Here is a 23565-nt window from a genome sequence, read left to right as displayed (position 1 = left end):
TTCTTAACAAATTGGAGAGGTGCCAGAGTGGTAATGGAGCAGATTGCTAATCTGTCAACGGGTAACCGTTGCCGGGGTTCGAATCCCCGTCTCTCCGCAGTGTTGACATTGTAGTACCTCTGCAATTGTTTACGGGGTGTAGCGTAGCCCGGTTATCGCGCCTGCTTTGGGAGCAGGAGGTCGCAGGTTCGAATCCTGCCACCCCGACAAAAACCGGACAATTTGTTCGGTTTTTTTTATAATTTAGAGACTCAAGGGTCGCATAGCTCAGCTGGATAGAGCACCTGCCTTCTAAGCAGGCGGTCCCAGGTTCGAATCCTGGTGCGATCACGGATAAATAAAAAACGTACGTCAAATCAAACTTGTTTGAATTTGTTAGTGCGTTTTTTTATTTTCAAAACGGAGCGCTATCAGGAGCAACGATGTTAATCTTCAGAGGATTATATTCAACACTTCCTTCTAATCTTTGTTTTTTATAACTCTCGCTTGCTACAAACAAGCATGACTTTCTTATCATCCAATATCTTTGTAAAGAAAAGATATAGCGTGCCGCCATCCTTTAATTTCCACTTTTTCCGAAGTGAGGCCACCGATTCCGGAAAATTTCGTGTGGCAATATGGGCTTTTTCAAAAGTGAGCGCCTGCTTTATCGCTTTCTTGGAATAGGACACAACATTTTCGATTTTAAAACAGCGCCCCGGAAAATCAACGAATGCATCGCTGGTATACAGATGCGAATTTTGATGCAACTTGTCAACGCTGAAGGCCGTTGAAAGCTCATTGAAACCACCGCTTTTCATTAGTGCGGCATTGGGTTCATACAAAAACTGCCGCGGCAGGCTGTATGTAGCCGAAACAGCAGCATCCCGTGAAAATTCAAATACTTGATGCCCCAATTTAGAGAAGTTAATGGTTTTTATCACAGGGGCCTCAGAAAAACCGCTCCGAAGTAACCACAACAACTCTTTAACCTCATTGTCCACCGCCACAATATGGATTTCATACACGGAAGCTAATTCAGACAAGCCCACCGAAATATCCAACATAGGCGATGTTTTTAGTAACAAGATCTTACATCGAGCGAGTAAAAAGGGCAAATGAGTAGGTACGTTGGGTTCACAATCGGCCAAATAAAAAACCTTACCCTTGCTGTCATGCCGTCTCGAGGGGTCTATATAGAGTATGTCGAACTCTTTATCGGCCACAGCATCTAACCCATTCTGCGGAAAACAGTGGATATTCTGAGCATTGAGTATTTCAAAATTATGCTTTGCAATGGCCGATAGTTCTTCGTTCTTCTCAAAATGGTATACCCATGCCATTTGCTTCGAAAAGTAATACGTATCCACACCAAAACCACCTGTTAGATCGGCAAGACTGTCGCCATACACGAGTGTAGCTTTATAGCTCGCGGTAATTTCGGAAGAAGTTTGTTCCAGATTTATCTTGGGAGGATAATATATACCCGTTTTATGATACCAAGAAGGAAGTTTTTTTTCAATCCTTCGTCTGCTTTCAATCTGTTGTAACAGCTGCTGGGTGCTAATGGTTGGAAACGGACTTCCGGCAAAAGCAAGTTTCGAGCTGTCTTCTTTAAAATTAATTATAAACTCCTGTGTTTCTTTATGTAAGATGTCTTTATTCAACTAATTGCTTTAAAGTATTTGTCATCGAATACAAGGCAATTCCGGTTGCTTGTACTACATTCATACTGCTATTTTGCCCATACATTTCAATATGTACTCTATGGTCTGCCTGTTCTAAAAGCGCATCGCTAATACCCACTTGTTCATTTCCAATAATAAGCAGCGTTTGCTTGACTTTTGAAAGCGTTAGTGCTTCTAATGGGATGCTGTCTCGAGTCACTTCCAATGCTATTACAAGTGTGCCTTTCGCTTTTAGTTGTTGTATTTCTGAAAGCACATCGTGCGTCTCTCTAAAGGCCGTCTTTGCCACAGTTCCACGTGCGGTTCGGAGCAATCTATTGGATGAGAAGTCAATCTTTGAAGCACTGAAAATTATTTCAGCAACACCAAATGCATCACTTATTCTGAATAAGGCACCAATATTAGCCGGAGACTGCAAGCCGTCACAAATGATAGTTATTGGAAATTTTTTAGAAGTGAAAGGTATGGTGGTATGCGAATGTTGTTTTGTCATGCTTAGTTTTCAAAAACATACTTCACAATATTTGCTCCCATGCGCAGGGCCTTTAATCGCACTTCGGCCGGATCGTTATGAATTTCGGGGTTTTCCCAACCATCTCCAAGATCACTTTCGTAGGTATACAGCAAAACCAATCGTCCTTCATGTATGATCCCAAAAGCCTGCGGTCTTCCACGATCGTGTTCGTGGATTTTGGGCAATCCTTGCGGAAATGGAAACTGATAATTAAAAATGGGATGATTCCCCGGTAATTCCTTTAATTCTTTGTCGGGAAATATTTTAACGAGTTCCTTTCGTAAATACTCGTCCATCCCATAATTATCATCAATATGTAAAAACCCACCGCTGAGTAGGTAGTTTCTTAGGTTTCCGGCTTCTTCCGAAGTAAAGAACACATTGCCATGCCCGGTCATGTGAACAAAGGGGTAATCAAAAAGGTCTACACTGCCCGGTCTTACCGTTAGTGGTTTCTCATTGATAGTAGTATTGATATGTTGATTACAAAACCGAATGAGATTGGGAAGTGCCGTGGGATTACTGTACCAATCACCGCCACCGCCGTATTGCAAAACGGCTATATCTTGGCCAAACAAAGGGGAGGCGGAGCATAATACCAATAGAATGATTCCTTTTAATCGCATAGCAATCAAAAGTACAAAAACAACCTCTTAGATAAAGAATTAGTGACTAGGAAATTTTGGAAAGGATCCCGTTACCCAGAATATGAGTGAATTCCATCCAATCCTTAAGTAGATTAACCGAAACCTTCGCGCTATGCGCCACCGTCATCGGACTGGTACGAAGATTTTCAAAATGAAAATCGGGTGTAGCGATATGCTCCACTGCCATAAGGCCGGAAGCGATAGTAGGTAGGTTTAACGCATGCTCAAATTTTCTTGCTGCTGGTGACATATTGAAAATTAGTATTGATTTGGGACCGGAAAACTAAGTAATAATTTTCATATAATCTATAAAAAAACACAATAATTTACGATTATCGGTAATTAGCATCGACGAAATGCACTTTTCTTTAAGATATTAGCATTTTGCACGGAAACTTTTCCATGCGCAAAAACATTTGGCAGTATCCGGCATGGAAATGCATTGAATTAATTCGCAGAAGCTAGCTCTCGGAAGACCTCTTTTCCTCAAAATATAGTTAGAAGAAATTGAAAATGCACTTGATTCGAAACTAAGCCGTACCAAATAGGATAACTACAGCTCATTTGTAAAAGCCACGCTATGACATGCAACAACAGCAGCCGTTTCGGTCCGCAGTCGGCTTCGCCCCAAACTCACCGGTAGAAATCCAATACTTTTAGCCAAGGTGATTTCAGAAGTAGAGAAATCGCCTTCAGGTCCTATTAAAATAAGGATTGAACCGCCAGGCTGAAGTTGCGATTTTAGCGAGTATTTTGACGTTTCCTCGCAGTGGGCTATGCATTTAATTGTTTCTGAAGGTATTTCAGCGTGCATAAAATCCTTTAAGGAAATTGCAGCGTTCAATTTTGGAAGATAGGCCTTAAGTGATTGTTTCATGGCGCTCTGAATGATTTTCTCATAGCGTTCGGGCTTAATCACCTTTCGTTCGCTATGCTCACAAATAATAGGAGTAATCTCCGAAACTCCTATCTCGGTCGCCTTTTCCAAGAACCATTCGTAGCGGTCGTTCAGTTTGGTAGGGGCAACTGCCAAATGCAGCCGGTAGGGTAGTGGTAGCTGCTTTTCCCAATTTGTAATTGTTGCAAGGCACTGTTTCGGGTTGGTACTAGTCAAAGCGGCTTCGAAGAAAGTTCCTTGACCGTTGGTGAGCTGCAATAAATCGCCTGCCTGCTTTCGCAATACCTTCGAAATATGTCTGCTTTCTTCTTTGTCGAATACAACCTCTTTGGAAGCTTCAGAAATGGAGGGATGGAAAAAAAGCTGCATATTACTTGCTTTTAAACTGCGCATGTTCAATTCCAAGCTCAATCCATTGTTGTAGTTTTTCTTCGGTATCGAATCCTTCTTCAGAAACAAAAATAAATTCCTTCAGGGGTTTGCCTGTAAAATCCATAGGAGAAACATGAGGATTCGCCATGAGCTCGTCTATTTTTTCGGGAACAACGCGTACCATTAGGCGCTCTTTAGTTTCACCCACACACATTTTCCCATTGTACAAAAAACAGGAACCCCCAAACATCTTCTTTTCAGTGACATGTGCGGTCCAAGGTAGGGTGGCAACCCGTATCCTACGAACGATCTCTTCCGATTTTTCTTTCATTATAATTTCATTCTTGCTTTTGCAACAACATCGTTCTTGGCGAACAACTGCTGTTTGTATTTTAATTCACCCACAATAGCGATCATTGCCGCATTGTCTGTACAAAACTCAAACTTTGGAATATGTGTTTTCCAACCGTATTTTGACTGTGCATCCTGCAAGGCCTTTCTAATGCCACTATTTGCCGAAACACCCCCGCCCATGGCAATTTCCTTTATGCCGGTTTGTTTGACGGCGTTTTTCAGCTTATCCATCAAATAATCAACTATGGTATGTTGCAAGCTTGCACAAATGTCGTTTATATTCTCCTCTATAAAGTTAGCATTTTTTCCAACTTCTTTTTCCACAAAATACAAGACAGCCGTCTTTAAGCCGCTGAAACTGAAATCCAACGGACTTACTTTCGGTTTTGGGAATTTAAATCGTTTGGGATTTCCCTGTTGGGCATAGGTGTCAATTTGTGGTCCACCGGGATAGGGGAGTCCTAGAATTTTTCCGGCCTTATCGAAGGCTTCTCCAACCGCATCGTCAATGGTCTCGCCAATTACTTCCATTTCAAAATAATCGGTCACTTTCACAATCTGTGTATGGCCGCCGCTTATCGTCAAGGCCAAAAAGGGAAAGTTGGGAGCAGTTTGCCCTTCGGCCTTTATAAAATGTGCCAGAATATGCGCTTGCATATGATTTACATCGATCAATGGAATGCCTAATCCCATAGCCAAAGACTTTGAAAATGAGGTACCTACCAATAGTGATCCCATCAATCCGGGCCCCCTTGTAAAAGCTATGGCACTTAACTGTTTTTTGTCGATATTTGCTTTGCGCAGTGCTTGGTGAACGACCGGAACAATGTTTTGTTGATGTGCTCGCGACGCTAGTTCCGGAACAACGCCACCAAATTCCTCGTGAATTTTTTGAGTGGCAACAACATTAGACAGGATAACGCCGTTGTTTATCACAGCTGCAGCGGTATCGTCGCAGGAGGATTCAATACCCAGTATGTAGCAATTTTTTTGATTCAATGTAAAGAGGCATATTATTTGAAGTCAAAATTAAAACATTAAAAGCGTATCAAAAAATTAAGGAAAATAATAGTTCGCACTTTCGCAATCTTAGTATTGCTGATCGTGATTTTGATTATTATTTTATCCATCCCTTCGGTACAAACCTATATTGCAGAGAAAGTAACACGAGATCTAAATAATACCTATGGCACCTGTATCGATATTGAACGCATTGGCCTTAATTGGAAGGGGGAAGTAGATATACGAGAGGTCTATATTCCCGATCACCACGACGATACACTTATTTACGCAAAATCCTTGCAAACTAACATTTTAAGTTTTCAGAATTTAATAAATGGCAAACTCGGATTTGGAAACATCGACCTTACCGAAGCCAAGTTATATGTGACTACCTATAAGGATGAGGCGACCGATAATCTTTCCATTTTTGCTGAAAAATTTGATACCGGAGCTCCCAGTACCACTCCTTTTTCACTTTTTAGCAATGATGTTAGCATGTTGGATAGCAAAGTTAGGATCACCGATTATAATCTGGAAAACCCGGAGGTCTTTAATCTGAGTGGTGTAAATCTAATTGCTGACGATTTTAAAATTTTAGGTCCCGACATAACCGCCCATATAGAATCATTGTCGCTTATAGCAGATAGAGGCTTTGAAATTCATCACATGGAGGCAGCCTTTTCCTACACACCGGAAGCCATGGAGTTTGTCAATTTAAATCTTCAAACCGAGAGTTCTAAGATCGCAGGGGACATTGTGCTTCACTATGGTGAAAAAGGAATGGGCGATTTTATGAACAATGTAACCATCAATGCATACCTCAAGGAAACGGAGCTGGCTACGAACGATCTAAATGGTTTTTATAATGAATTTGGCCCCGATCAAATTATTCATATCGATGGTGAGTTTAATGGAACACTAAACAACTTTTCGTTTACAAACACCAAGCTTGCCACCGGAGATACCCGTATAACGGGGGATTTTACTATAAAGGGTATTTTAAGCGAAGAAAATTACTATTCGATTGATGCGGAGAATCACAGTATTAGTACCAGTTATTACGAATTGCGAAGATTTATGCCGAAGATATTGGGCGAAGTCGTCCCGGTTGAATTGAAAGATGCCGGTAAATTTACGTTGAGCGGAAACACATCGATTACGACAACCGACTTGATCACAAAAAGTTCCCTAGTAAGCAGTATCGGAAATGCTGAAATTGATTTTTCAATGGGTAATATCAATAATTTCGACAATGCTTTTTATAAGGGAAATATTATTCTGAAGCGATTTAATCTGGGCAAGATTGCGAGAACAACCTCCCTTGGCAACACCACAGCCAACCTGAATTTTGACGGCAGAGGTTTTACACAACAGACAGTAAATACCCAGATAAAAGGTACCATTTCGTCATTTAATTTCGAGGGGTATAATTATCAGAAGATCAAGGTCTCCGGAAATCTGAAAAACCCGCTCTTTAATGGAGAATTAAGTATTGACGACCCAAATTTAAAATTGAATTTTAAAGGGCTAATCGATGTGTCCAAAGATTTTAACCAATATGATTTTGAAGCCGATGTTGAATTTGCTGAATTAAATAAGCTTAAGCTTATCACGCGAGATAGTGTTTCGGTATTTGCCGGAAAGGTGATCATGGACATGAACGGAACTACCATTGATGATGCCTATGGAACCATTACGTTTCAACAAACATTTTATCAGAATGAAACAGACGATTTCTTCTTCAACGATTTTAAGGTAACCTCTTCATTTAATGACAAGGTACGAACTATCGAAATTAATTCTCCGGATATAATAAACGGTAAAATTTCGGGTGAATTTTTGGTGGAAGATATCCCAGACCTGTTCCGAAACGGAGTAGGGAGTAACTACGCAAACTACATACCACAAGAAGTCACAACAAACCAATATATAGATTATGAGTTTCAGGTTTTTAACAAGATTGTAGAAGTTTTTGTACCCGAACTGCAATTGGGTGAAAATACCAGAGTAAGAGGTTCGGTTTCTTCGGATGAATCTAAATTCAAATTAAATTTTAAGTCTCCCGAAATAATCCTCTTTAAAAATTACCTATCCAAGGTCAATATTCAAGTGGACAATGACAACCCTATTTACAACACTTATATATCGATTGATTCTATCGATGCCGGATTTTATGATGTAACAGAGGTCAATCTCATTAATAAGACCATCAGCGATACGCTGTTTATCCGTTCCGAATTTAAAGGGGGAAAAGAAAAGCAGGATCTTTTCAACCTTTCGCTATTCCATACAATCAACCCTGAAGGTAAATCGGTAGTAGGTGTTAAGAAATCGGATATAACCTATAAAGACAACGTCTGGTTTATCAATAAGGAAAATAACAATTTGAATAAGGTGACCTTCGACGATAACTTTAATCAAATTAGAATCGATTCTTTAGTATTTAAACATGAGAATGAGGTAATTCAATTGGCTGGATCATTACGCGATTCCACCTATAAAAATGTACAACTGCAGTTTAAAGATGTTAATATTGGGAATCTTGTGCCACCGGTGGATAGTTTAAGGCTTGCCGGTAATGTCAATGGGAAACTGAGTTTTGTTCAAAAAAACAAAGCCTATTATCCCAATTCGAATGTAACCATCGACGGAGTTGTTATTAATGATATTGCATTTGGAGATTTGCTTTTGGATATTTCAGGAAATGAAGATCTTACCAAATATTCCATCAATACGTCGCTGACCAACAACAATGTGAAATCGATCAATGCCGTGGGCGAAATTGATGTCTCGGAAGCCATCTCTCGTATTCGTATGGATGTAGAGCTCAATCAATTCAATATGCAAGCTTTCAGTCCGTTTGGAGGTGATATCATCACCAACATACGCGGAAGTGCTTCAGGAAATGTCCGAGTTAGTGGAAATTATAAGTCACCCAATATGCTAGGCCGGATTAACTTAGACAATAGCGGCTTAAAGATTCCGTATCTCAACACCGATTTCAAACTAGGTGAGGGAACACAGATTGTGGTGACCACCAATAAATTCGATTTGCGAACCACGACCATCACCGATACCAAATACGGTACCGAAGGAGTGCTCTTCGGAAATGCTACCCATACCAATTTTGGCGATTGGGAATTGAACTTGAATATCGAAGCCCCGGAGCGTCTGTTAGTACTTGACACGCCTCCCAATGAAGATGCGCTGTACTACGGTACCGCCTTTATTAGCGGAAATGCCGACATTAAAGGCCCGGTAGACGAATTGGTGATCGATGTGGTTGCTACTACCGAAGAGGGCACTACATTTAAAATTCCGATTAGTGATATGGAGTCTATTGGTGACGACTCGTTTATCAAATTCTTGTCGCCTGCCGAAAAAGAAGCCCGAATTAGCGGAGAAACCATTGTTTCGGAAGAGGTGAAAGGCCTATCGCTAAATTTCGAATTGGATATTAACGACAAGGCCGAAGTAGAGGTAGTAGTGGATCCGATAAATAATTCTACCCTTAAAGGTAGGGGAGCAGGAATACTGTTAATAGAAATCAACACCCTGGGCAAGTTTAGAATGTGGGGTGACTTCTTGGTTATAAAAGGTGAATACGACTTCCGATATGGTGGGATCATCCAAAAAAATATCGAAGTGGTACCCGGCGGTAGTGTCACCTGGGATGGTAGTCCGGAACGCGCTCGTTTAAATCTGAGCGCAAGGTATACAACCCAAGCTAATCCGTCCATATTACTGGATAATCCTTCTATCAACCGCAAGATGCCCGTAGAGGTTTTGGTCGATCTCACCGGAGAACTGACCCACCCTGAGATCGCATTCCGAATTGAATTTCCCAGAGTAAGTTCAATTGTTAAGAGCGAGTTGGAATATAAATTACAGAGTGAAGAACAACGTGAAAAACAAGCACTTTTTCTTTTAGCTACCGGTTCTTTTGTGAATGATAATTATGAAGGATCCAACGCCTTTACAGGTACTTTGGTTGAACGAGTTTCGGGACTGGTTAACGAACTGTTTGCAGATCAAGACGGGAAATTTATAGTCGGCCTCGACTATTCACAGGGATCTAGGCTGCCGAATCAGGAAACAGCTGATAGATTCGGAATTACCTTGTCCACACAAATTAACGAACGCATTCTTATCAATGGAAAAGTTGGTGTCCCTGTTGGAGGTATAAACGAATCTGCCATAGCGGGTGATATTGAAGTACAATGGTTGGTCAATGAAGATGGTAGTTTGCGCATCAACTTTTTCAACAGACAAGCCGATGTACAATTTATCGGGGAAGATCAGATATTTGAACAAGGGGCCGGCCTATCCTACTCGGTAGACTTTGATACATTTAAAGAATTGGTTCAGAAATTATTCAACAGAAAGATTACCCTGGAGTCGGTAGATGAAATGCCTATAATACCGGAAGACAGTACATTTCCTGAGGATTTTAACACACAGGGAACCAAAGAGAATAATGAGGATTGAATTATAAGGATGCGATCATCGAGATCTCCACATTTACATATTTTGGTAGATTAGCCACTTCTACAGTCTCTCGTGCAGGTGCCGTTGCTTCATTGAAATAAGTGCCATATACCTCATTAATAGCTGCAAAATTTTTCATGTCGCTTATAAAGATGGAAGTCTTTAGTACATGCTCAAAGGTCATTCCTGCTTCGGTCAAAACGGCTTTTAAGTTTTCCATGACCAATTTGGTCTCAGCCTTGATATCCCCCAAGACCAATTCACCGGTCTTAGGATCTAAGGCAATTTGTCCCGAAGTAAATAACATCGTTCCTTTTAATACGGCCTGATTGTATGGCCCAATAGGGGCAGGAGCGTTCTTGGTGGTTATAATCTTTTTCATTTTTCTGAAGGGTTTAAATTTGTTTATCCGGTTCTCTTCGTTTGTCGTATTTTATATCGCTAAGAACCGAAGATTTTATTCCTATAAAGAAATACCAGGCGGTATTTATACTGCCAATGGGCGTCCAATTGAAGCTCATTTGCCAACTTTCCAAATCTCTCTGGAATCTGAATTGTGTTAAAGTAACGCCCTTGTTTTTAAAATCATAACCCGAAGAGGCACCAACCCGCCATCTCGGCGATAACTCGAAATTGGCACTCATCATTAACGACTGTGAAGAAATTTCGCTTTGTCGTTGTCCGTTGGCGTACGACATGGTATAGGCCAATCGCAGGTCCCAAGGAATTTTGTAATTGTACCAGGCGATATTTTTATTCGATTTCTCTTTATCGTCTTCTTTATAAAGGTTTCCATCATAAATGTCGGTGGTATCTCCAAACAGGTCGTCCGGTCGGCCACCATTTCGAAACGTTTCCGTGTCGAAATCATCTTTTTCTTCTAGTCCTCCTTCGAGATCCTTACTCGAAAAGGTGTAGTTCACACTTATGTTGGCATTGGTTAGTCTGAAGAGGCTTCCGCCATTATCAATATTAAATACGTCGATACGTTGATTGTTGCTGTTAAGAGCATAAGGATCTAAGGTGCCGCTGAAATTAAAGTCCAATTTCTCAACAACAGGAATACTTCCCGTAAAATTAACGGGGTTCCAACGCAGTGAATCTCCCGCAAGGTTATAACCGGTTGAAAAGTTAAGGTTGTTTAATAACGAAACCTTTTTCGGCTCGGTAAGCGTTGTATCCCTACTTCGCACCTTGGCCTCAATGGTATTGCTAAGCGACATCCCAATACTACTGGAAAAGACACGGCTGGGAGCGCCGTAAATGGTATTCTGAAAACGCGAATACGAAACAATCTCTTCGTTGACATCCGGATCTGCTGTTGCCGGAATAACATATTCATCATAATATTGATCGAAACCCGGATTAATATTATAACTAATAGAAGGTCGCATAACATGTCGTAGTGCTTGAATCTTTTTGTCGTCTCCAAAATTGAAAAGACCATAGACCGTTGTCCCAAGACTCGTAGAGAAATTATACGTCAAATATCTGTCATAACCGGGGATGGTGTCTTCTACGACGCCTCCCACACCCTCATTCAGGGTCTCATCGTAAGTTCGTTGTATCGTTTTCAACACCCAAGTTTCGCGTAGACTGGTACTTGCCGAAGCACTTAGGTAGTTAAATACTTTAAAATTGGTACTAATTGGGATATTGTGCTGAGCCCCGACCTGCGCCTTTTCAAACATTTCTTTTTTAAAGAACAGTGAATCTATTGTACGGAATCTATTTTCGGCAGTTACATCGTACTGGAAGTTAATGTTTTGCAAGGCTCCTTTTTTGGTGCCAATTTTTGGCGCAAACGGGAAAATACGTGACACGCTGGCATTGATATTTGGCAGCGACATATTTATTTCTTGAGAATTGGTGTTCTGCGAATGCGTCCCTGCTACGGTAAGATTTACCTGCGGCTCACCTTCAAAAGTCCTTGCATAGGATATCGAAGAACTCAAGGTGTTTACCAATGCACTCGCGTTGTTGGTCTGATTGATAGATTGTTGAAAATATTTGCTGCTTCCCAAATTTACCGAAGCTGAAAATCTGGCTAAGGGGTTCGATTTGGCATCCTGATTATGGCTCCAGCGAATATTATAGACCGAACTCTGACTAAAATCCGGGAAGCCCCTTTCGCTATCGATCAGGTTCTCGTATCGTATGCTTATGTTCCCGCGAAATTTATAACGCATTACATAGGAAGATTCCCCCCGTAATCCATAGCTTCCGTTGGTGTAATAATCTCCTAAAACCGTAAGGTCCAAATAGTCGTTAATAGCAAAATAATAGCCTCCATTTTGAAAGAAAAACCCTCTATTGCTATTCTCCCCAATGGTGGGAATGATAAAGCCCGAAGTGCGATCCTCTGTCAATGGAAAATAAGCAAATGGGAGTCCGATAGGAGTAGGGACATCGGCTATGTACATATTGGTTAATCCCGTGACAATCTTTCGTTTGGGGACAAATTTTGCCTTTCGCGTATAAAAATAATATTCGGGGTTTTCGATATTGGTGGAGGTGGTAAACCTTACATTCCGAAGAAAATAAACCGAATCGTTTTCCTTTTTGGTGGCCGAAGCAAAGACTTGAAACCCATTCTGTTCCGTTCGGGTATTATAGACAATTGCCTTCTTCGTCTTAGTGTTGAAACGCAACGAATCGGGTTCGGCCTTATTGCCACCTTGTACAAAAACAGGCCGCTGCGAATAGATGCCGGCACTGTCAATTCCCTTGGCAGTAACTTCATTTTTATTGTAGTCTAAAATAATAAGCCCTGCGTCTATCCGCATGTCACCGTAGACTATATACGCCTTGTTGTACATATATACCTTGTTGGCCTTGCGGTCCAAATACACATAGTCTTCTCCGTAATAATCAACAATACCATCCAAGAATTCCTTTTGCGGTTTAATGGTATCTGTTTTAACCGTATCGACAATTACTTCATTGATCTCAGATACAATTGGTTTTATAGGTACGGTAATGGTGTCGGCCTTGGCAGGAATGTTTACGGCATCTTTTGGAGGGATATCTTGTGAATATACGGTAACACCACAAAAAAGCAGAGAAAATATATAAATCCAATAAAATTGCCGTTTCGTTTGCAATGCTACGATGCTATTATTTTGTAGTTTTGGCTTAGTTTTTGAAACCTCAAAATTAAGCATATTTTTTGTGCTATGTTTTTTAAAATCGTTTTTTTAAAATATCACTTGTTAACGACCGTTATTGCTATATGAAAACGAAACTTTTCTCTCTTTTCGTACTTGCCATAGGCATCCTTCTCATTTCGTCCTTTAATAAGAACACCGTGTACCCTTCAAAACCCTTTGTGGTAGTTTTAGATGCAGGACATGGCGGAAAGGATCCCGGGAATAGGGGGAACGGTTATAAAGAGGCCGAAATAGCCCTTAATATTGTTTTAAAAGTAGGAGCCGAACTCGAAAAGAATCCCGATATAAAGGTCATCTATACCAGAAAAAAGGATGTCTTTGTAGAACTACGGGAGCGCGCCGCTATCGCAAATCGGGCCGATGCCGATCTGTTTGTATCGGTACACTGTGATGCCTTTAGTAATGATGCGTATGGAGCCGGAACCTTTGTTCTGGGACTTCACAAGAGTCAGGCTAATTTCGAGATTGCAAAAAAGGAGAATGAAGTAATCTTTTTGGAAGATAATTATCAGGAGACCTATGCCGGTTTCGATCCCAGTGCTCCGGAATCCCTAATTGGGCTAACGTTAATGCAGGAAGAATATTTGGATCAGAGTATTCTACTGGCGAGTCTTATTCAGAATAACTTCACCAACAATTTAAAACGAAAAGACCGAAGTGTAAAGCAGGCCGGTTTCTGGGTCTTACACAATACGTATATGCCCAGTGTGTTAATTGAAACGGGGTTTCTTACCAACAAAAACGAAGGCTCCTATCTAAATTCGTCTAAGGGCCAGTCCGAGATGGCCGCCGAGATTTCAAAGGCGATCTTGTCCTACAGGAACAGTCTGGCGATCACCACCAATAAATCTCAAAATCCAATCATTGAAGACGCCGAAATAGACAATGCGATCAAAACGACCGAAGAAAAGATCTATAAAGATGTTATTTTCAAGGTGCAATTGGCCGCCAGTAGTAAACGATTGGATACCAAGCCACAGAATTTCAAAGGGCTAAAGGACATATCAAGAAACAAAGAGGACGGACTTTATAAATACTATTATGGAGAAACATCCGACTACCATAAAATTGAGCTCATGAAGACCTTTGCTCGTGAAAAAGGCTATCCTTCAGCCTATGTAGTAGCCTTTAAAGATGGAAAAAAAGTGAAACTTTCGGAGGTGCTAAAATCTGAAGATAAATAACCTCCTTTTTTCTATATTTATTTCTAAATTTGTTGAGAACCTAAAAACTACCTTTTGAAACTATCTAGAGAAGTAAAAACCGGAGTACTGGCTATTGGTGCTATCCTACTGTTCGTCTTTGGTTACAGTTTTTTAAAAGGAACCAATATACTAGACAAACACCGTACGTTTTATGTGAAGTACCAAAATGTAGAAGGGCTGGCAAAATCGGCTCCCGTTACCATTAATGGACTGGATGTTGGGAAAGTACAAAATATCGGGTTTGCTAATAAATCGGGAGGACTTGTTGTTGAATTTACCGTTGAAGATGATTTTGAGTTTTCAAAAAATAGTATTGCCCGAATCTACAGCAGTGGCCTAATTGGTGGAAAGTCCCTTGGAATTTTCCCTCAGTACGATCCTAAGAATGTTGCGAAATCTGGTGATACGCTTTTAGGCGAAGTGGAAGACGGTATGCTAAGCGCGGTAACAAAGGCATTGGGTCCTTTAGAAAAAAAGGTAAATAACACCCTAGCTACAGTCGATACACTCATGCTGGCCTTTACAGATGTGCTGGACGATTCCACGCGTAATAACTTAAAACAGGCCATTGAAAACCTTAACCATACACTGTATTCTTTTCGCGGTGTTTCTCAAAAACTAGATGGGGTGCTCGGTGAAAATGGCGAAAAACTCAACAGTACATTTACCAATTTAGATGAAATGTCTGCCAATTTTGCAAAACTGTCCGATTCCTTGGCACAATTAGAACTGGGGCAATTGATGGGGGATCTTCAGAATGTAGTGACCCGTTTGGACGGTATTGCAGCCGGAATTGAAAATGGCGAGGGTAGTGTAGGCAAGTTGTTGAAAGACGATAAACTCTACGACAACCTAGAAGGCGCCTCCCGACAATTGGAACAACTATTACAGGATCTAAAATTGAATCCGAAACGTTACGTGAACATTTCGGTATTTGGAAAAAAACAGAAAGAGTACGTAAAACCGGAAGATTCCGATCAATAAACAATGCAGTATATTCCCAATATATTATTTCTGATCGCCCTTGCCGCCGGTATAGGTTACTTCACAATGAACATTCGCAAAGTAATCCGAAACATCAAGTTGGGATTAGCGGTAGATGCTTCCGATCACAAAAAAGAGCGCATGGGAAATGTGCTACGCATTGCGCTGGGCCAATCTAAAATGGTGGTTCGTCCTGTTGCCGGCTTATTGCATATCATTGTGTATCTGGGATTCATTGTAATCAATATCGAGGTGCTCGAAATCATAATTGACGGTCTCTTTGGTACACATCGAATTTTTTCAGGAATAGGGGCTGCTTACGATTATTTAATTGCTGCTTTTGAAATATTGGCACTGTTGGTATTGGTAGGAGTCATTTTGTTTTGGATCCGTAGAAATATTCAAAAAATTAAACGGTTTTGGTCTGCCGAAATGAAGGGTTGGCCTAAGAACGATGCCAATTACATACTGTATTTCGAAATGGTGTTGATGTTGCTCTTCTTAACAATGAATGCTGCAGATCTTCAATTGCAACACCTGGGAGCGGCACATTATGTTGAGGCCGGATCTTTTCCTGTGAGTCAGTATTTGTCACCAATTTTTGAGAACTTTTCAGAGAGCACCCTCATACTCATAGAGCGATCTGCATGGTGGTTGCATATTTTAGGAATCCTTGTTTTCTTGAATTACCTCTACTTTTCTAAGCATTTGCACATTATTTTGGCCTTTCCGAATGTGTACTTCGGAAGTTTAGCTCCAAAAGGAAAATTCAGAAACCTAGCATCTGTTACCAAGGAAGTAAAATTGATGATGGATCCCAATGCCGATCCGTTTGCTGCTCCAGCCGAAGGAGCCGAAGCTCCCGCAAAATTTGGAGCCAGTGATGTGATGGATCTAAGCCGAATTCAATTATTAAATGCCTATACCTGTACCGAATGTGGTCGTTGCACCAGTGAGTGCCCTGCCAATCAAACGGGGAAAAAACTATCGCCTCGTAAGATCATGATGGATACACGGGATCGATTACAAGAGGTGGGAAAGAATATAGATACCAACGGCGAATTCAAACCCGACGGGAAACAATTGTTAGACGATTATATTACCAGGGAAGAATTATGGGCCTGTACTACCTGCAACGCCTGTGTGGAAGCCTGCCCGGTAAGTATTGATCCGCTTTCCATCATTATGGAAATGCGGCAGTATTTGGTCATGGAACAATCTGCGGCACCCATGGAACTGAACGGTGCCATGACCAATATCGAGAATAACGGAGCCCCCTGGCCCTATAACCAAATGGATAGATTAAACTGGAAAAACGAAGGATAAATGAAAAAGGAGGAAGTAGAAAAATTATTGCATGACAAGGTAGCAGGAGGAAGCCACGTGAGCCCTGTGTTGCCGGAGGGTGTAAAAAATTATCTTATTGATATAGATGGCACTATTACCGACGATATTCCGAACGAGGAACCGGAACGTATGGCTACCTGCAAACCATTTCCCGATGCCTTAAAAACATTGAACAAATGGTACGATCAGGGACATATTATCTGCTTCTTTACGTCAAGAACGGAAGAACATAGAGAAGTCACCGAAACTTGGTTAAAAAAGTATAAATTTAAGTACCATTCTTTATTAATGGGAAAACCAAGAGGCGGAAACTACCACTGGGTGGATAACCATTTGGTAAAAGCAACTCGTTATAAAGGCAAATTTACCGATATGGTAGAAAAGGAAGAAATCATTGAGGTTTTTAAAGAGTAAAGAGACAGCATGAGTGATGCAATAAAAGTACCCACAATGGCCGAATACATGGCAGTAGGCAAACAACCCGAAGTATTGTTTTGGGTAGGCTGTGCCGGTAGTTTCGACGATCGTGCCAAAAAGATAACCAAGGCATTTGTAAAACTTCTGCACAATGCCAAGGTAGATTTTGCGGTATTGGGAACCGAAGAAAGCTGTACCGGAGACCCTGCCAAGCGCGCCGGAAACGAATTCTTATTTCAAATGCAGGCCATGGGAAATATTGAAGTGCTCAATGCCTATGAGGTAAAAAAGATTGTAACGGCTTGCCCCCATTGTTTTAATACCATAAAGAACGAGTACCCGGAACTGGGAGGAAACTACGAGGTGATGCACCATACCCAATTCTTAAAAACACTATTGAATGAGGGCAGGTTAAAAGTGGAAGGCGGCAAATTCAAGGGAAAACGCATTACATTTCACGATCCGTGCTATCTAGGGCGCGCCAACGGCGAATACGAAGCACCTCGCGAATTACTTCAGAAATTAGAAGTAGAGTTAGTGGAGATGAAACGCTGCAAAACACGTGGTCTCTGCTGTGGGGCAGGCGGAGCTCAAATGTTCAAAGAATCCGAAGCCGGCACCAAAGATATTAACATAGAGCGTACTGAAGAGGCATTAGAAATGCAACCTGACATTATCGCAGCCGGTTGTCCATTCTGTAATACCATGCTTACCGATGGCGTTAAAGGAAAAGAAAAAGAAGCAGACGTTCAAGTGATGGATGTAGCCGAAATGATTGCTAACGCTGAAGACCTATAAAAAATGCTGACAGACTTTACAAACCTACCCGATGACTCCCGAATTTGGGTCTATCAAGCCAATAGAAAACTAACCGACGAAGAGGTCGAACTTGTCGAAGCCAAAACAAAAGTTTTTTTGGAACGATGGACGGCCCACGGAGCCGATTTGGAAGCGGGCTTTGAACTAAAATACAATCGGTTTATTGTCCTGGGATTGAATCAGGAAAATGCTTCTGCCTCAGGTTGTAGTATTGATGCCTCGGTAAGTTTTATTCAGTCTCTTGAAAAAGAATTGGACGTAGATCTATTGGACAAGATGAACGTCACATTTTACTCGGGAGATTATATCGCTTACAAACCCTTGGCAGATTTCCGAAAAATGGCCAAGGCGCGTTCGGTCTCTCCAAACACGGTGGTTTTCAACAATTTAGTCAACACCAAAGCCGAATATTTGGAGAACTGGGAAGTTCCCGCCAAAGATAGTTGGCATAATCGATTTCTAGCATAGTTTTTGTATCTTTCCGTGCATGAAAAAACTGCTTGCAACCTCACTTTTTGCCCTCATACTATTTCCGGTATTTGCACAGCAAACCAACCCCTTACTCGTTGAAAAAGATTTTAAGAATCAGCAGAAATGGGTAGATAGTATTTATTCCCAAATGACACTTCAGGAAAGAGTGGGGCAATTGTTTATGGCCATTGCCATGTCCAGTGATAGTGAAGCACAATTGAACGCTGTCCGAAATCAAATTCGCGAACAGCATATAGGCGGAATTATTTTTTCTAAAGGAGGACCAATCCGACAAGCAAAATTGAATAACGAGTTTCAAGCACTTTCAAAGGTGCCGTTACTCGTTGGAATGGATGCCGAATGGGGACTCGCTATGCGCCTTGACTCCACCTTCGCCTACCCCTGGAATATGACGCTGGGAGCCATCAAGGACAACAGAATTATAGAAAAAGTAGGAAAGAGAATTGGGGAACACTCCAAACGTCTGGGCGTACATATTAATTTTGCTCCGGTAGTCGACATCAATACCAATCCAAAAAATCCGATTATCGGAAACCGATCATTTGGGGAAGACAAAGAAGATGTCACGCTAAAATCCCTCGCTTTTATGAAAGGAATGCAACAGGCCGGTATTCTAGCCAATGCTAAACACTTTCCGGGACATGGAGATACCGATGCCGATTCACATAAGACCTTACCCACGATTAGTTTTTCGAAGGAACGTATTGATAGTATAGAGCTGTATCCGTACCGAAGACTCATTCAGGATGGTTTGAGCAGCGTAATGGTCGCTCATTTGAACGTGCCTTCCTTGGAAGAAAAAACCGATTTTCCTTCTTCACTTTCAAAAACAATTGTGACCGATATTCTAAAGCGCGAGTTGGGATTTAAAGGACTTATTTTTACCGATGCCCTCAATATGAAAGGAGCGTCCAATTTTAAAGCACCCGGCGAAATTGACCTCGCCGCTTTTTTGGCGGGAAATGATGTACTATTGATTTCAGAAGATATCCCGAAATCACAGCAGCTTCTCATAGATTCGTATCATTCTGGGGTTATTTCTGAAGCCAGATTAGCTCTGTCCGTCAAGAAGATCCTAATGGCCAAGTACAAGGTGGGGCTTAACAAGTACAAACCGGTAGATACTACTTCGATCGTGGCGGATTTAAATTCGGTTATCGATGATACCTTGTATGAAGAAGCCATGGAAAACGCACTTACCGTGCTCAAAGACAAAAACAATAGTTTGCCCATTCAAGATCTTCAGAATAAAAAAATAGCCTACGTAAATTTTGGAGATGATGATGGTACCCATTTTTTAAAGCAACTTCAGAAATACACCAAGGTAGATTGGGTAAAGGCGGACGACCTCGGAGGATATATTGAAAAATTAGCCGCCTACGATCTAACTATTGTTGGTTATCACAAATCAAATGTCCATCCGTGGAAGGACCACAGTTTTACTGAAAAAGAAGTGGCTTGGATATATGAAATTGCAAGAACCAATACGGTAATCTTGGATGTATTTGCCCGTCCCTATGCCTTGTTAGACCTATTGAGCTCAGCCGATATGGAAGGCCTTATACTATCATATCAAAACAGTAAAGTATCTCAGGAGCTTTCGGCGCAACTCATTTTTGGAGCCAGAACTGCAAAAGGCAGGCTGCCGGTTTCCTTAGGAACTGATTTTCCATTGCACACCGGTATAGAAACAAAAGCACTAGGAAGGCTGCAATATGGTACGCCCGAAAGTGTTGGCCTGAGTAGTGAAAAGTTAAAAAAAGTTGATTCCTTGGCACTGGTTGGTATTCACGAAGGAATGCTACCCGGAGCGCAAATTTTAATCTCACGAAAAGGCAAGGTTGTCTACAGTAAGAATTTTGGCTACCATACGCAGGAACAGCTAAATTCGGTAAAGGACAACGACGTCTACGATGTCGCTTCACTAACCAAGATTTTAGCCACACTGCCTTTAGTGATGCAATTGGCAGATCGCGATGTTTTGTATATGGACACCAAGCTTTTTGAAATGCTTCCCGAATACGCCAATTCGAACAAGGCAAATATTTCGCTTCAGGACATGTTGATGCATTATGCACGCCTAAAAGCCTGGATACCTTTTTATACTAAAACCCTGGACAGTGTGACCAAAACGCCCGATACCAGATACTATTCAACCACGCGAAAAGGCCAATTCAATGTACAGGTAGCGGAAGACCTTTATATACGAAACGATTATAAGGACAGTATTTACGAAATTATTCGGAAGAGTGAGCTACGTGACAAGCTAGGGTATCGATATAGCGATTTGCCGTTTTATATTCTGAAAAAATACCTGGAAGAATTCTATGGAAATTCACTCGATGTCATTGTGCAGCGCAGTATTTATGAATCGCTAGGAGCTAATTATACGACCTACTTGCCGCTTCAGAAGTTTTCAAAAATAGATATTGTTCCCACCGAAGAAGATAAAACATTCAGGATGCAGAAAGTTCATGGCTTTGTCCACGACCAAGGTGCTGCGATGTTAGGCGGTGTGAGTGGCCATGCGGGTCTATTCAGCAATGCCAACGATGTTGCCAAAATTATGCAGATGTACGTATGGAAGGGATATTACGGCGGAAAACAATATTTTAAACCGGAAACCTTTGACACATTTAATACCTGTTATTATTGTGACAAAAAAATAAGAAGGGGTGTGGGTTTTGACAAACCACAATTGGGAGATTCCGGTCCTACCTGTGGCTGTGTATCCATGACCAGTTTTGGCCATAGCGGGTTTACGGGGACCTTTACCTGGGCCGATCCTGAAGCGGAAATCGTATACGTTTTCTTATCAAATAGAACCTATCCCGATGCAGAAAACAGAAAATTAATAAGTAGTAACTTGCGAAGTAATATTCAGCAGCTTATCTATGAAGCCATTGAAAAATAATTAAACAAATGAAAATAGCGATAGTTTGTTACCCAACATTTGGAGGAAGTGGCGTTGTCGCAACCGAATTAGGTATTGCCCTTGCCGAACGCGGACACGAGGTGCATTTTATTACTTATAAGCAGCCGGTTCGTTTAGACCTGATATCGCATAATATTCACTATCATGAAGTGACCGTTCCCGATTATCCGTTATTTCACTATCAACCCTACGAGTTGGCACTATCTAGCAAACTGGTAGATATGGTGAAGTTGTACAAGATCGACCTGCTGCATGTACATTACGCAATCCCCCATGCCTATGCCGGCTATATGGCCAAGCAAATGCTGGCCGAAGAAGGTATTTACATACCCATGGTGACCACCCTACACGGTACAGACATCACCCTGGTTGGCAGTCATCCTTTTTACAAACCTGCGGTTACTTTTAGCATCAATGAGAGTGATGCGGTTACTTCGGTTTCTGCAAGTTTAAAGGAAGATACGCTCCGCTTATTTAATATTACCAAGGAGATCGATGTGGTTCCAAACTTTATCGATGTGGCAAAGCATGCACATACTTATACCGATTGCCAAAGGGATCTCATGGCCGAAAAACACGAACGAATTATTACCCATATAAGTAATTTACGCCCCGTAAAACGTGTGACCGATGTCATTGAGATATTTGATAGGATTCAGAAAGAAATTCCTTCTAAATTAATCATAGTAGGCGAGGGACCCGAAAAAGAACTCGGCGAGGCACTCTGCATCAAAAAAGGAATTCAGCATAAGGTGATGTTTCTAGGAAACAGCAGTGAAATTGATAAAATTCTGTGTTTTAGCGATCTGTTCTTACTGCCTTCCGAAAAAGAGAGCTTTGGTTTAGCAGCACTTGAGGCGATGGCGAGTGGTGTACCGGTGATTTCGAGTAATACCGGAGGTTTGGCCGAAGTGAATGTTGATGGTGTAAGTGGTTTCTTAAGTGATGTAGGTGATGTGGATACCATGGCGAAACAGGCCCTCCATATTTTAAGAGACGATGCGGTGTTGCTGAAATTCAAACAGCAGGCTAAAGAAGCCTCCAAAAAATTTGATACCGAAAATATTATTCCCCTTTACGAAGAAGTATATGAAAAAGCCACAAAAAAAGTACTATAGTATCCTTGTAATTGCATTGGCCGGACTACTATTGGCCAGTTGTAAAACACACCCTAGCACCAGCGAGACACCTATGAAAGAAACACTGAGCTTTGAGGTCCTGTTAGCTGGGAACCATGGTAATTTGACAAGAGAGAATACAATCATTAACTCACAAGATGCGCTTGATGAAGTGTTCAAGACAATAACCAGTACTCAGGAACCGAGGGAAGAATTTCCTGAAATAGATTTTTCTTATTATCAGGTAGGATTGGCAAGTATGGGCGAATTGTCCTCGGGAGGGTTTTCACTTACGGTAGACCGCATCGAAAAGACCGAAGCGGGTGTAACTATCTATCTTGGAGGTACGTCCCCTAAACCCGGTGATTATGTGACAACTGTGATGACCTCTCCCTTCATACTTTTCAAATTCGAGAAGCAATCCTTGCCTGTAGCGTTCAAATATGCGTACGAAAAATAACCTCTTGTTAAAGGTGACCGAATTGGCATAATCATATCATTAAAAATGCCCCACCAAAAGTGGGGCATTTAATTTCTATTAAGTGTTCTAATCTAAAACTGGTATCGAACGCCCAAACCTATATCGAAATCGACATCGTCTCGGTAGTCACCAAATCCGAATTCGGGTCTAAAATCCAATGAAATCAGCAAAGGGAAATCAAAATCGTACTCAATACCAATATCTCCGGCGGCAAAACCAAATGTTTCATTGTCCGGGTTTCCGGGGAAATCATTATTAAAGTCAATCTGCCCCAATCCACCCCCGGCACCTACGTACCAGTTGAAATTTCCATCAAGCACCCAAACCCATTGATACAAGCCGGTAAGTTTATAGGCATTCACATGCTTATTGCTCCGCCAACCCAATGCAAATTCGAGACGGTTATTCTCGCTTAACGCGCGTTGATAATTTACTTCAGTTCCAAATCCATCACTATCACCCAGTCGCAAGCCAATGGCATTGTCGGCTATGTTTTGGGCCGCTGCGCTTGCAAATACTCCCAATGTAGCAATCAAAATAAAAAGGATCTTTCTCATAAATGTTTGATTTAAGTTTGTTAACGCTTTAAAAATAGAAGTATTATATACCGTTCCCTGTTAAGGGGCTGCCAAGATTGTTCCCACTTTGCCGAAAA

20 protein-coding genes and 3 tRNA genes are annotated in these 23565 nt (G+C 41.3%); 13 read left to right on the top strand and 10 right to left on the bottom strand.

Annotated features, from left to right (window positions below):
- The first annotated feature begins 13 nt into the window (after window positions 1–13).
- The 3 genes from K8F54_RS03460 (at window position 14) to K8F54_RS03450 (ending at window position 330) form a co-directional block, all read left to right on the top strand.
- A tRNA-Ser gene (locus tag K8F54_RS03460) sits at window positions 14–97 on the top strand.
- Window positions 98–132: 35 nt separating this feature from the next.
- Window positions 133–207: transfer RNA gene (locus K8F54_RS03455), tRNA-Pro, on the top strand.
- Between the two features lie 49 nt (window positions 208–256).
- Window positions 257–330: transfer RNA gene (locus K8F54_RS03450), tRNA-Arg, on the top strand.
- 143 nt (window positions 331–473) lie between these two features.
- Here K8F54_RS03450 and K8F54_RS03445 read toward each other — a convergent pair.
- The 7 genes from K8F54_RS03445 to tsaD form a co-directional block, all read right to left on the bottom strand.
- Window positions 474–1646 (bottom strand): class I SAM-dependent methyltransferase, encoded by a 1173-nt coding sequence (locus K8F54_RS03445; protein WP_290787054.1) that lies wholly within the window; start codon window positions 1644–1646, stop codon window positions 474–476.
- Entirely contained in the window at window positions 1639–2160 is a 522-nt protein-coding gene (locus K8F54_RS03440; RefSeq protein WP_290787050.1) for a TrmH family RNA methyltransferase, read from the bottom strand. The genes K8F54_RS03445 and K8F54_RS03440 overlap by 8 nt, the downstream gene beginning before the upstream one ends.
- 2 nt (window positions 2161–2162) lie before the next feature.
- On the bottom strand, window positions 2163–2807 hold the full coding sequence (locus K8F54_RS03435; RefSeq protein ID WP_290787047.1) for a DUF4159 domain-containing protein: 645 nt from the start codon (window positions 2805–2807) through the stop codon (window positions 2163–2165).
- 46 nt (window positions 2808–2853) lie between these two features.
- Window positions 2854–3078 (bottom strand): hypothetical protein, encoded by a 225-nt coding sequence (locus K8F54_RS03430; RefSeq protein WP_290787044.1) that lies wholly within the window; start codon window positions 3076–3078, stop codon window positions 2854–2856.
- A gap of 303 nt (window positions 3079–3381) precedes the next feature.
- Entirely contained in the window at window positions 3382–4095 is a 714-nt protein-coding gene (locus K8F54_RS03425) for a 16S rRNA (uracil(1498)-N(3))-methyltransferase (RefSeq protein ID WP_290787041.1), read from the bottom strand.
- Between the two features lies 1 nt (window position 4096).
- Window positions 4097–4429: a TfoX/Sxy family protein gene (locus K8F54_RS03420; protein WP_290787038.1), complete on the bottom strand. Its 333-nt coding sequence runs from the start codon at window positions 4427–4429 to the stop codon at window positions 4097–4099.
- Window positions 4429–5451: a tRNA (adenosine(37)-N6)-threonylcarbamoyltransferase complex transferase subunit TsaD gene (gene tsaD, locus K8F54_RS03415; RefSeq protein ID WP_290787036.1), complete on the bottom strand. Its 1023-nt coding sequence runs from the start codon at window positions 5449–5451 to the stop codon at window positions 4429–4431. The genes K8F54_RS03420 and tsaD overlap by 1 nt, the downstream gene beginning before the upstream one ends.
- A 105-nt stretch (window positions 5452–5556) precedes the next feature.
- Here tsaD and K8F54_RS03410 point away from each other — a divergent pair, with 105 nt between their 5' ends.
- Window positions 5557–9942: a translocation/assembly module TamB gene (locus K8F54_RS03410; protein WP_290787032.1), complete on the top strand. Its 4386-nt coding sequence runs from the start codon at window positions 5557–5559 to the stop codon at window positions 9940–9942.
- Window position 9943: 1 nt separating this feature from the next.
- Here K8F54_RS03410 and K8F54_RS03405 read toward each other — a convergent pair whose 3' ends face one another.
- Both K8F54_RS03405 and K8F54_RS03400 read right to left on the bottom strand, forming a co-directional pair.
- On the bottom strand, window positions 9944–10324 hold the full coding sequence (locus tag K8F54_RS03405) for a RidA family protein (RefSeq protein WP_290787028.1): 381 nt from the start codon (window positions 10322–10324) through the stop codon (window positions 9944–9946).
- A 13-nt stretch (window positions 10325–10337) separates the two neighbouring features.
- Window positions 10338–13106 (bottom strand): putative LPS assembly protein LptD, encoded by a 2769-nt coding sequence (locus K8F54_RS03400; RefSeq protein ID WP_290787025.1) that lies wholly within the window; start codon window positions 13104–13106, stop codon window positions 10338–10340.
- A 68-nt stretch (window positions 13107–13174) separates the two neighbouring features.
- On the opposite strand from K8F54_RS03400, the gene K8F54_RS03395 reads away from it, so the two are divergent.
- Genes K8F54_RS03395 through K8F54_RS03355 form a run of 9 tightly spaced genes read left to right on the top strand, consistent with a single transcriptional unit; the run spans window position 13175 to window position 22889 of the window.
- The gene (locus K8F54_RS03395) at window positions 13175–14296 is read left to right on the top strand and encodes an N-acetylmuramoyl-L-alanine amidase (protein WP_290787022.1); all 1122 of its coding nucleotides are present in this window, start codon (window positions 13175–13177) and stop codon (window positions 14294–14296) included.
- Window positions 14297–14350: 54 nt separating this feature from the next.
- A complete protein-coding gene (locus K8F54_RS03390; protein ID WP_290787020.1) occupies window positions 14351–15301 on the top strand; it encodes an MlaD family protein in 951 nt (316 codons plus the stop codon).
- Window positions 15302–15304: 3 nt separating this feature from the next.
- Entirely contained in the window at window positions 15305–16627 is a 1323-nt protein-coding gene (locus K8F54_RS03385; protein WP_290787017.1) for a (Fe-S)-binding protein, read from the top strand.
- Window positions 16628–17062: a phosphoheptose isomerase gene (locus tag K8F54_RS03380; protein WP_290787014.1), complete on the top strand. Its 435-nt coding sequence runs from the start codon at window positions 16628–16630 to the stop codon at window positions 17060–17062.
- 9 nt (window positions 17063–17071) lie between these two features.
- Window positions 17072–17863 carry a (Fe-S)-binding protein gene (locus tag K8F54_RS03375; protein ID WP_290787011.1) on the top strand — a complete coding sequence of 264 codons (792 nt, stop codon included), beginning with the start codon at window positions 17072–17074 and terminating at the stop codon, window positions 17861–17863.
- A gap of 3 nt (window positions 17864–17866) precedes the next feature.
- Window positions 17867–18352 carry an ABC transporter ATPase gene (locus K8F54_RS03370; protein ID WP_290787008.1) on the top strand — a complete coding sequence of 162 codons (486 nt, stop codon included), beginning with the start codon at window positions 17867–17869 and terminating at the stop codon, window positions 18350–18352.
- 19 nt (window positions 18353–18371) lie between these two features.
- Complete coding sequence (locus K8F54_RS03365; protein ID WP_290787005.1) at window positions 18372–21290, top strand: glycoside hydrolase family 3 N-terminal domain-containing protein; 2919 nt, start codon at window positions 18372–18374, stop codon at window positions 21288–21290.
- 8 nt (window positions 21291–21298) lie between these two features.
- The gene (bshA, locus tag K8F54_RS03360; RefSeq protein WP_290787002.1) at window positions 21299–22429 is read left to right on the top strand and encodes an N-acetyl-alpha-D-glucosaminyl L-malate synthase BshA; all 1131 of its coding nucleotides are present in this window, start codon (window positions 21299–21301) and stop codon (window positions 22427–22429) included.
- The gene (locus K8F54_RS03355; protein ID WP_290786998.1) at window positions 22401–22889 is read left to right on the top strand and encodes a protease complex subunit PrcB family protein; all 489 of its coding nucleotides are present in this window, start codon (window positions 22401–22403) and stop codon (window positions 22887–22889) included. Before bshA ends, K8F54_RS03355 begins: the two co-directional genes overlap by 29 nt.
- 92 nt (window positions 22890–22981) lie before the next feature.
- On the opposite strand, the gene K8F54_RS03350 is transcribed toward K8F54_RS03355, so the two are convergent.
- Window positions 22982–23467 carry a hypothetical protein gene (locus tag K8F54_RS03350; RefSeq protein ID WP_290786995.1) on the bottom strand — a complete coding sequence of 162 codons (486 nt, stop codon included), beginning with the start codon at window positions 23465–23467 and terminating at the stop codon, window positions 22982–22984.
- Between the last annotated feature and the right edge of the window lie 98 nt (window positions 23468–23565).

The organism is Altibacter sp., assembly GCF_019913785.1.
Lineage (GTDB): Bacteria > Bacteroidota > Bacteroidia > Flavobacteriales > Flavobacteriaceae > Altibacter.
Note: the sequence above shows the minus strand (reverse complement) of the source record. Positions and strands in the feature narration are given on the sequence as shown.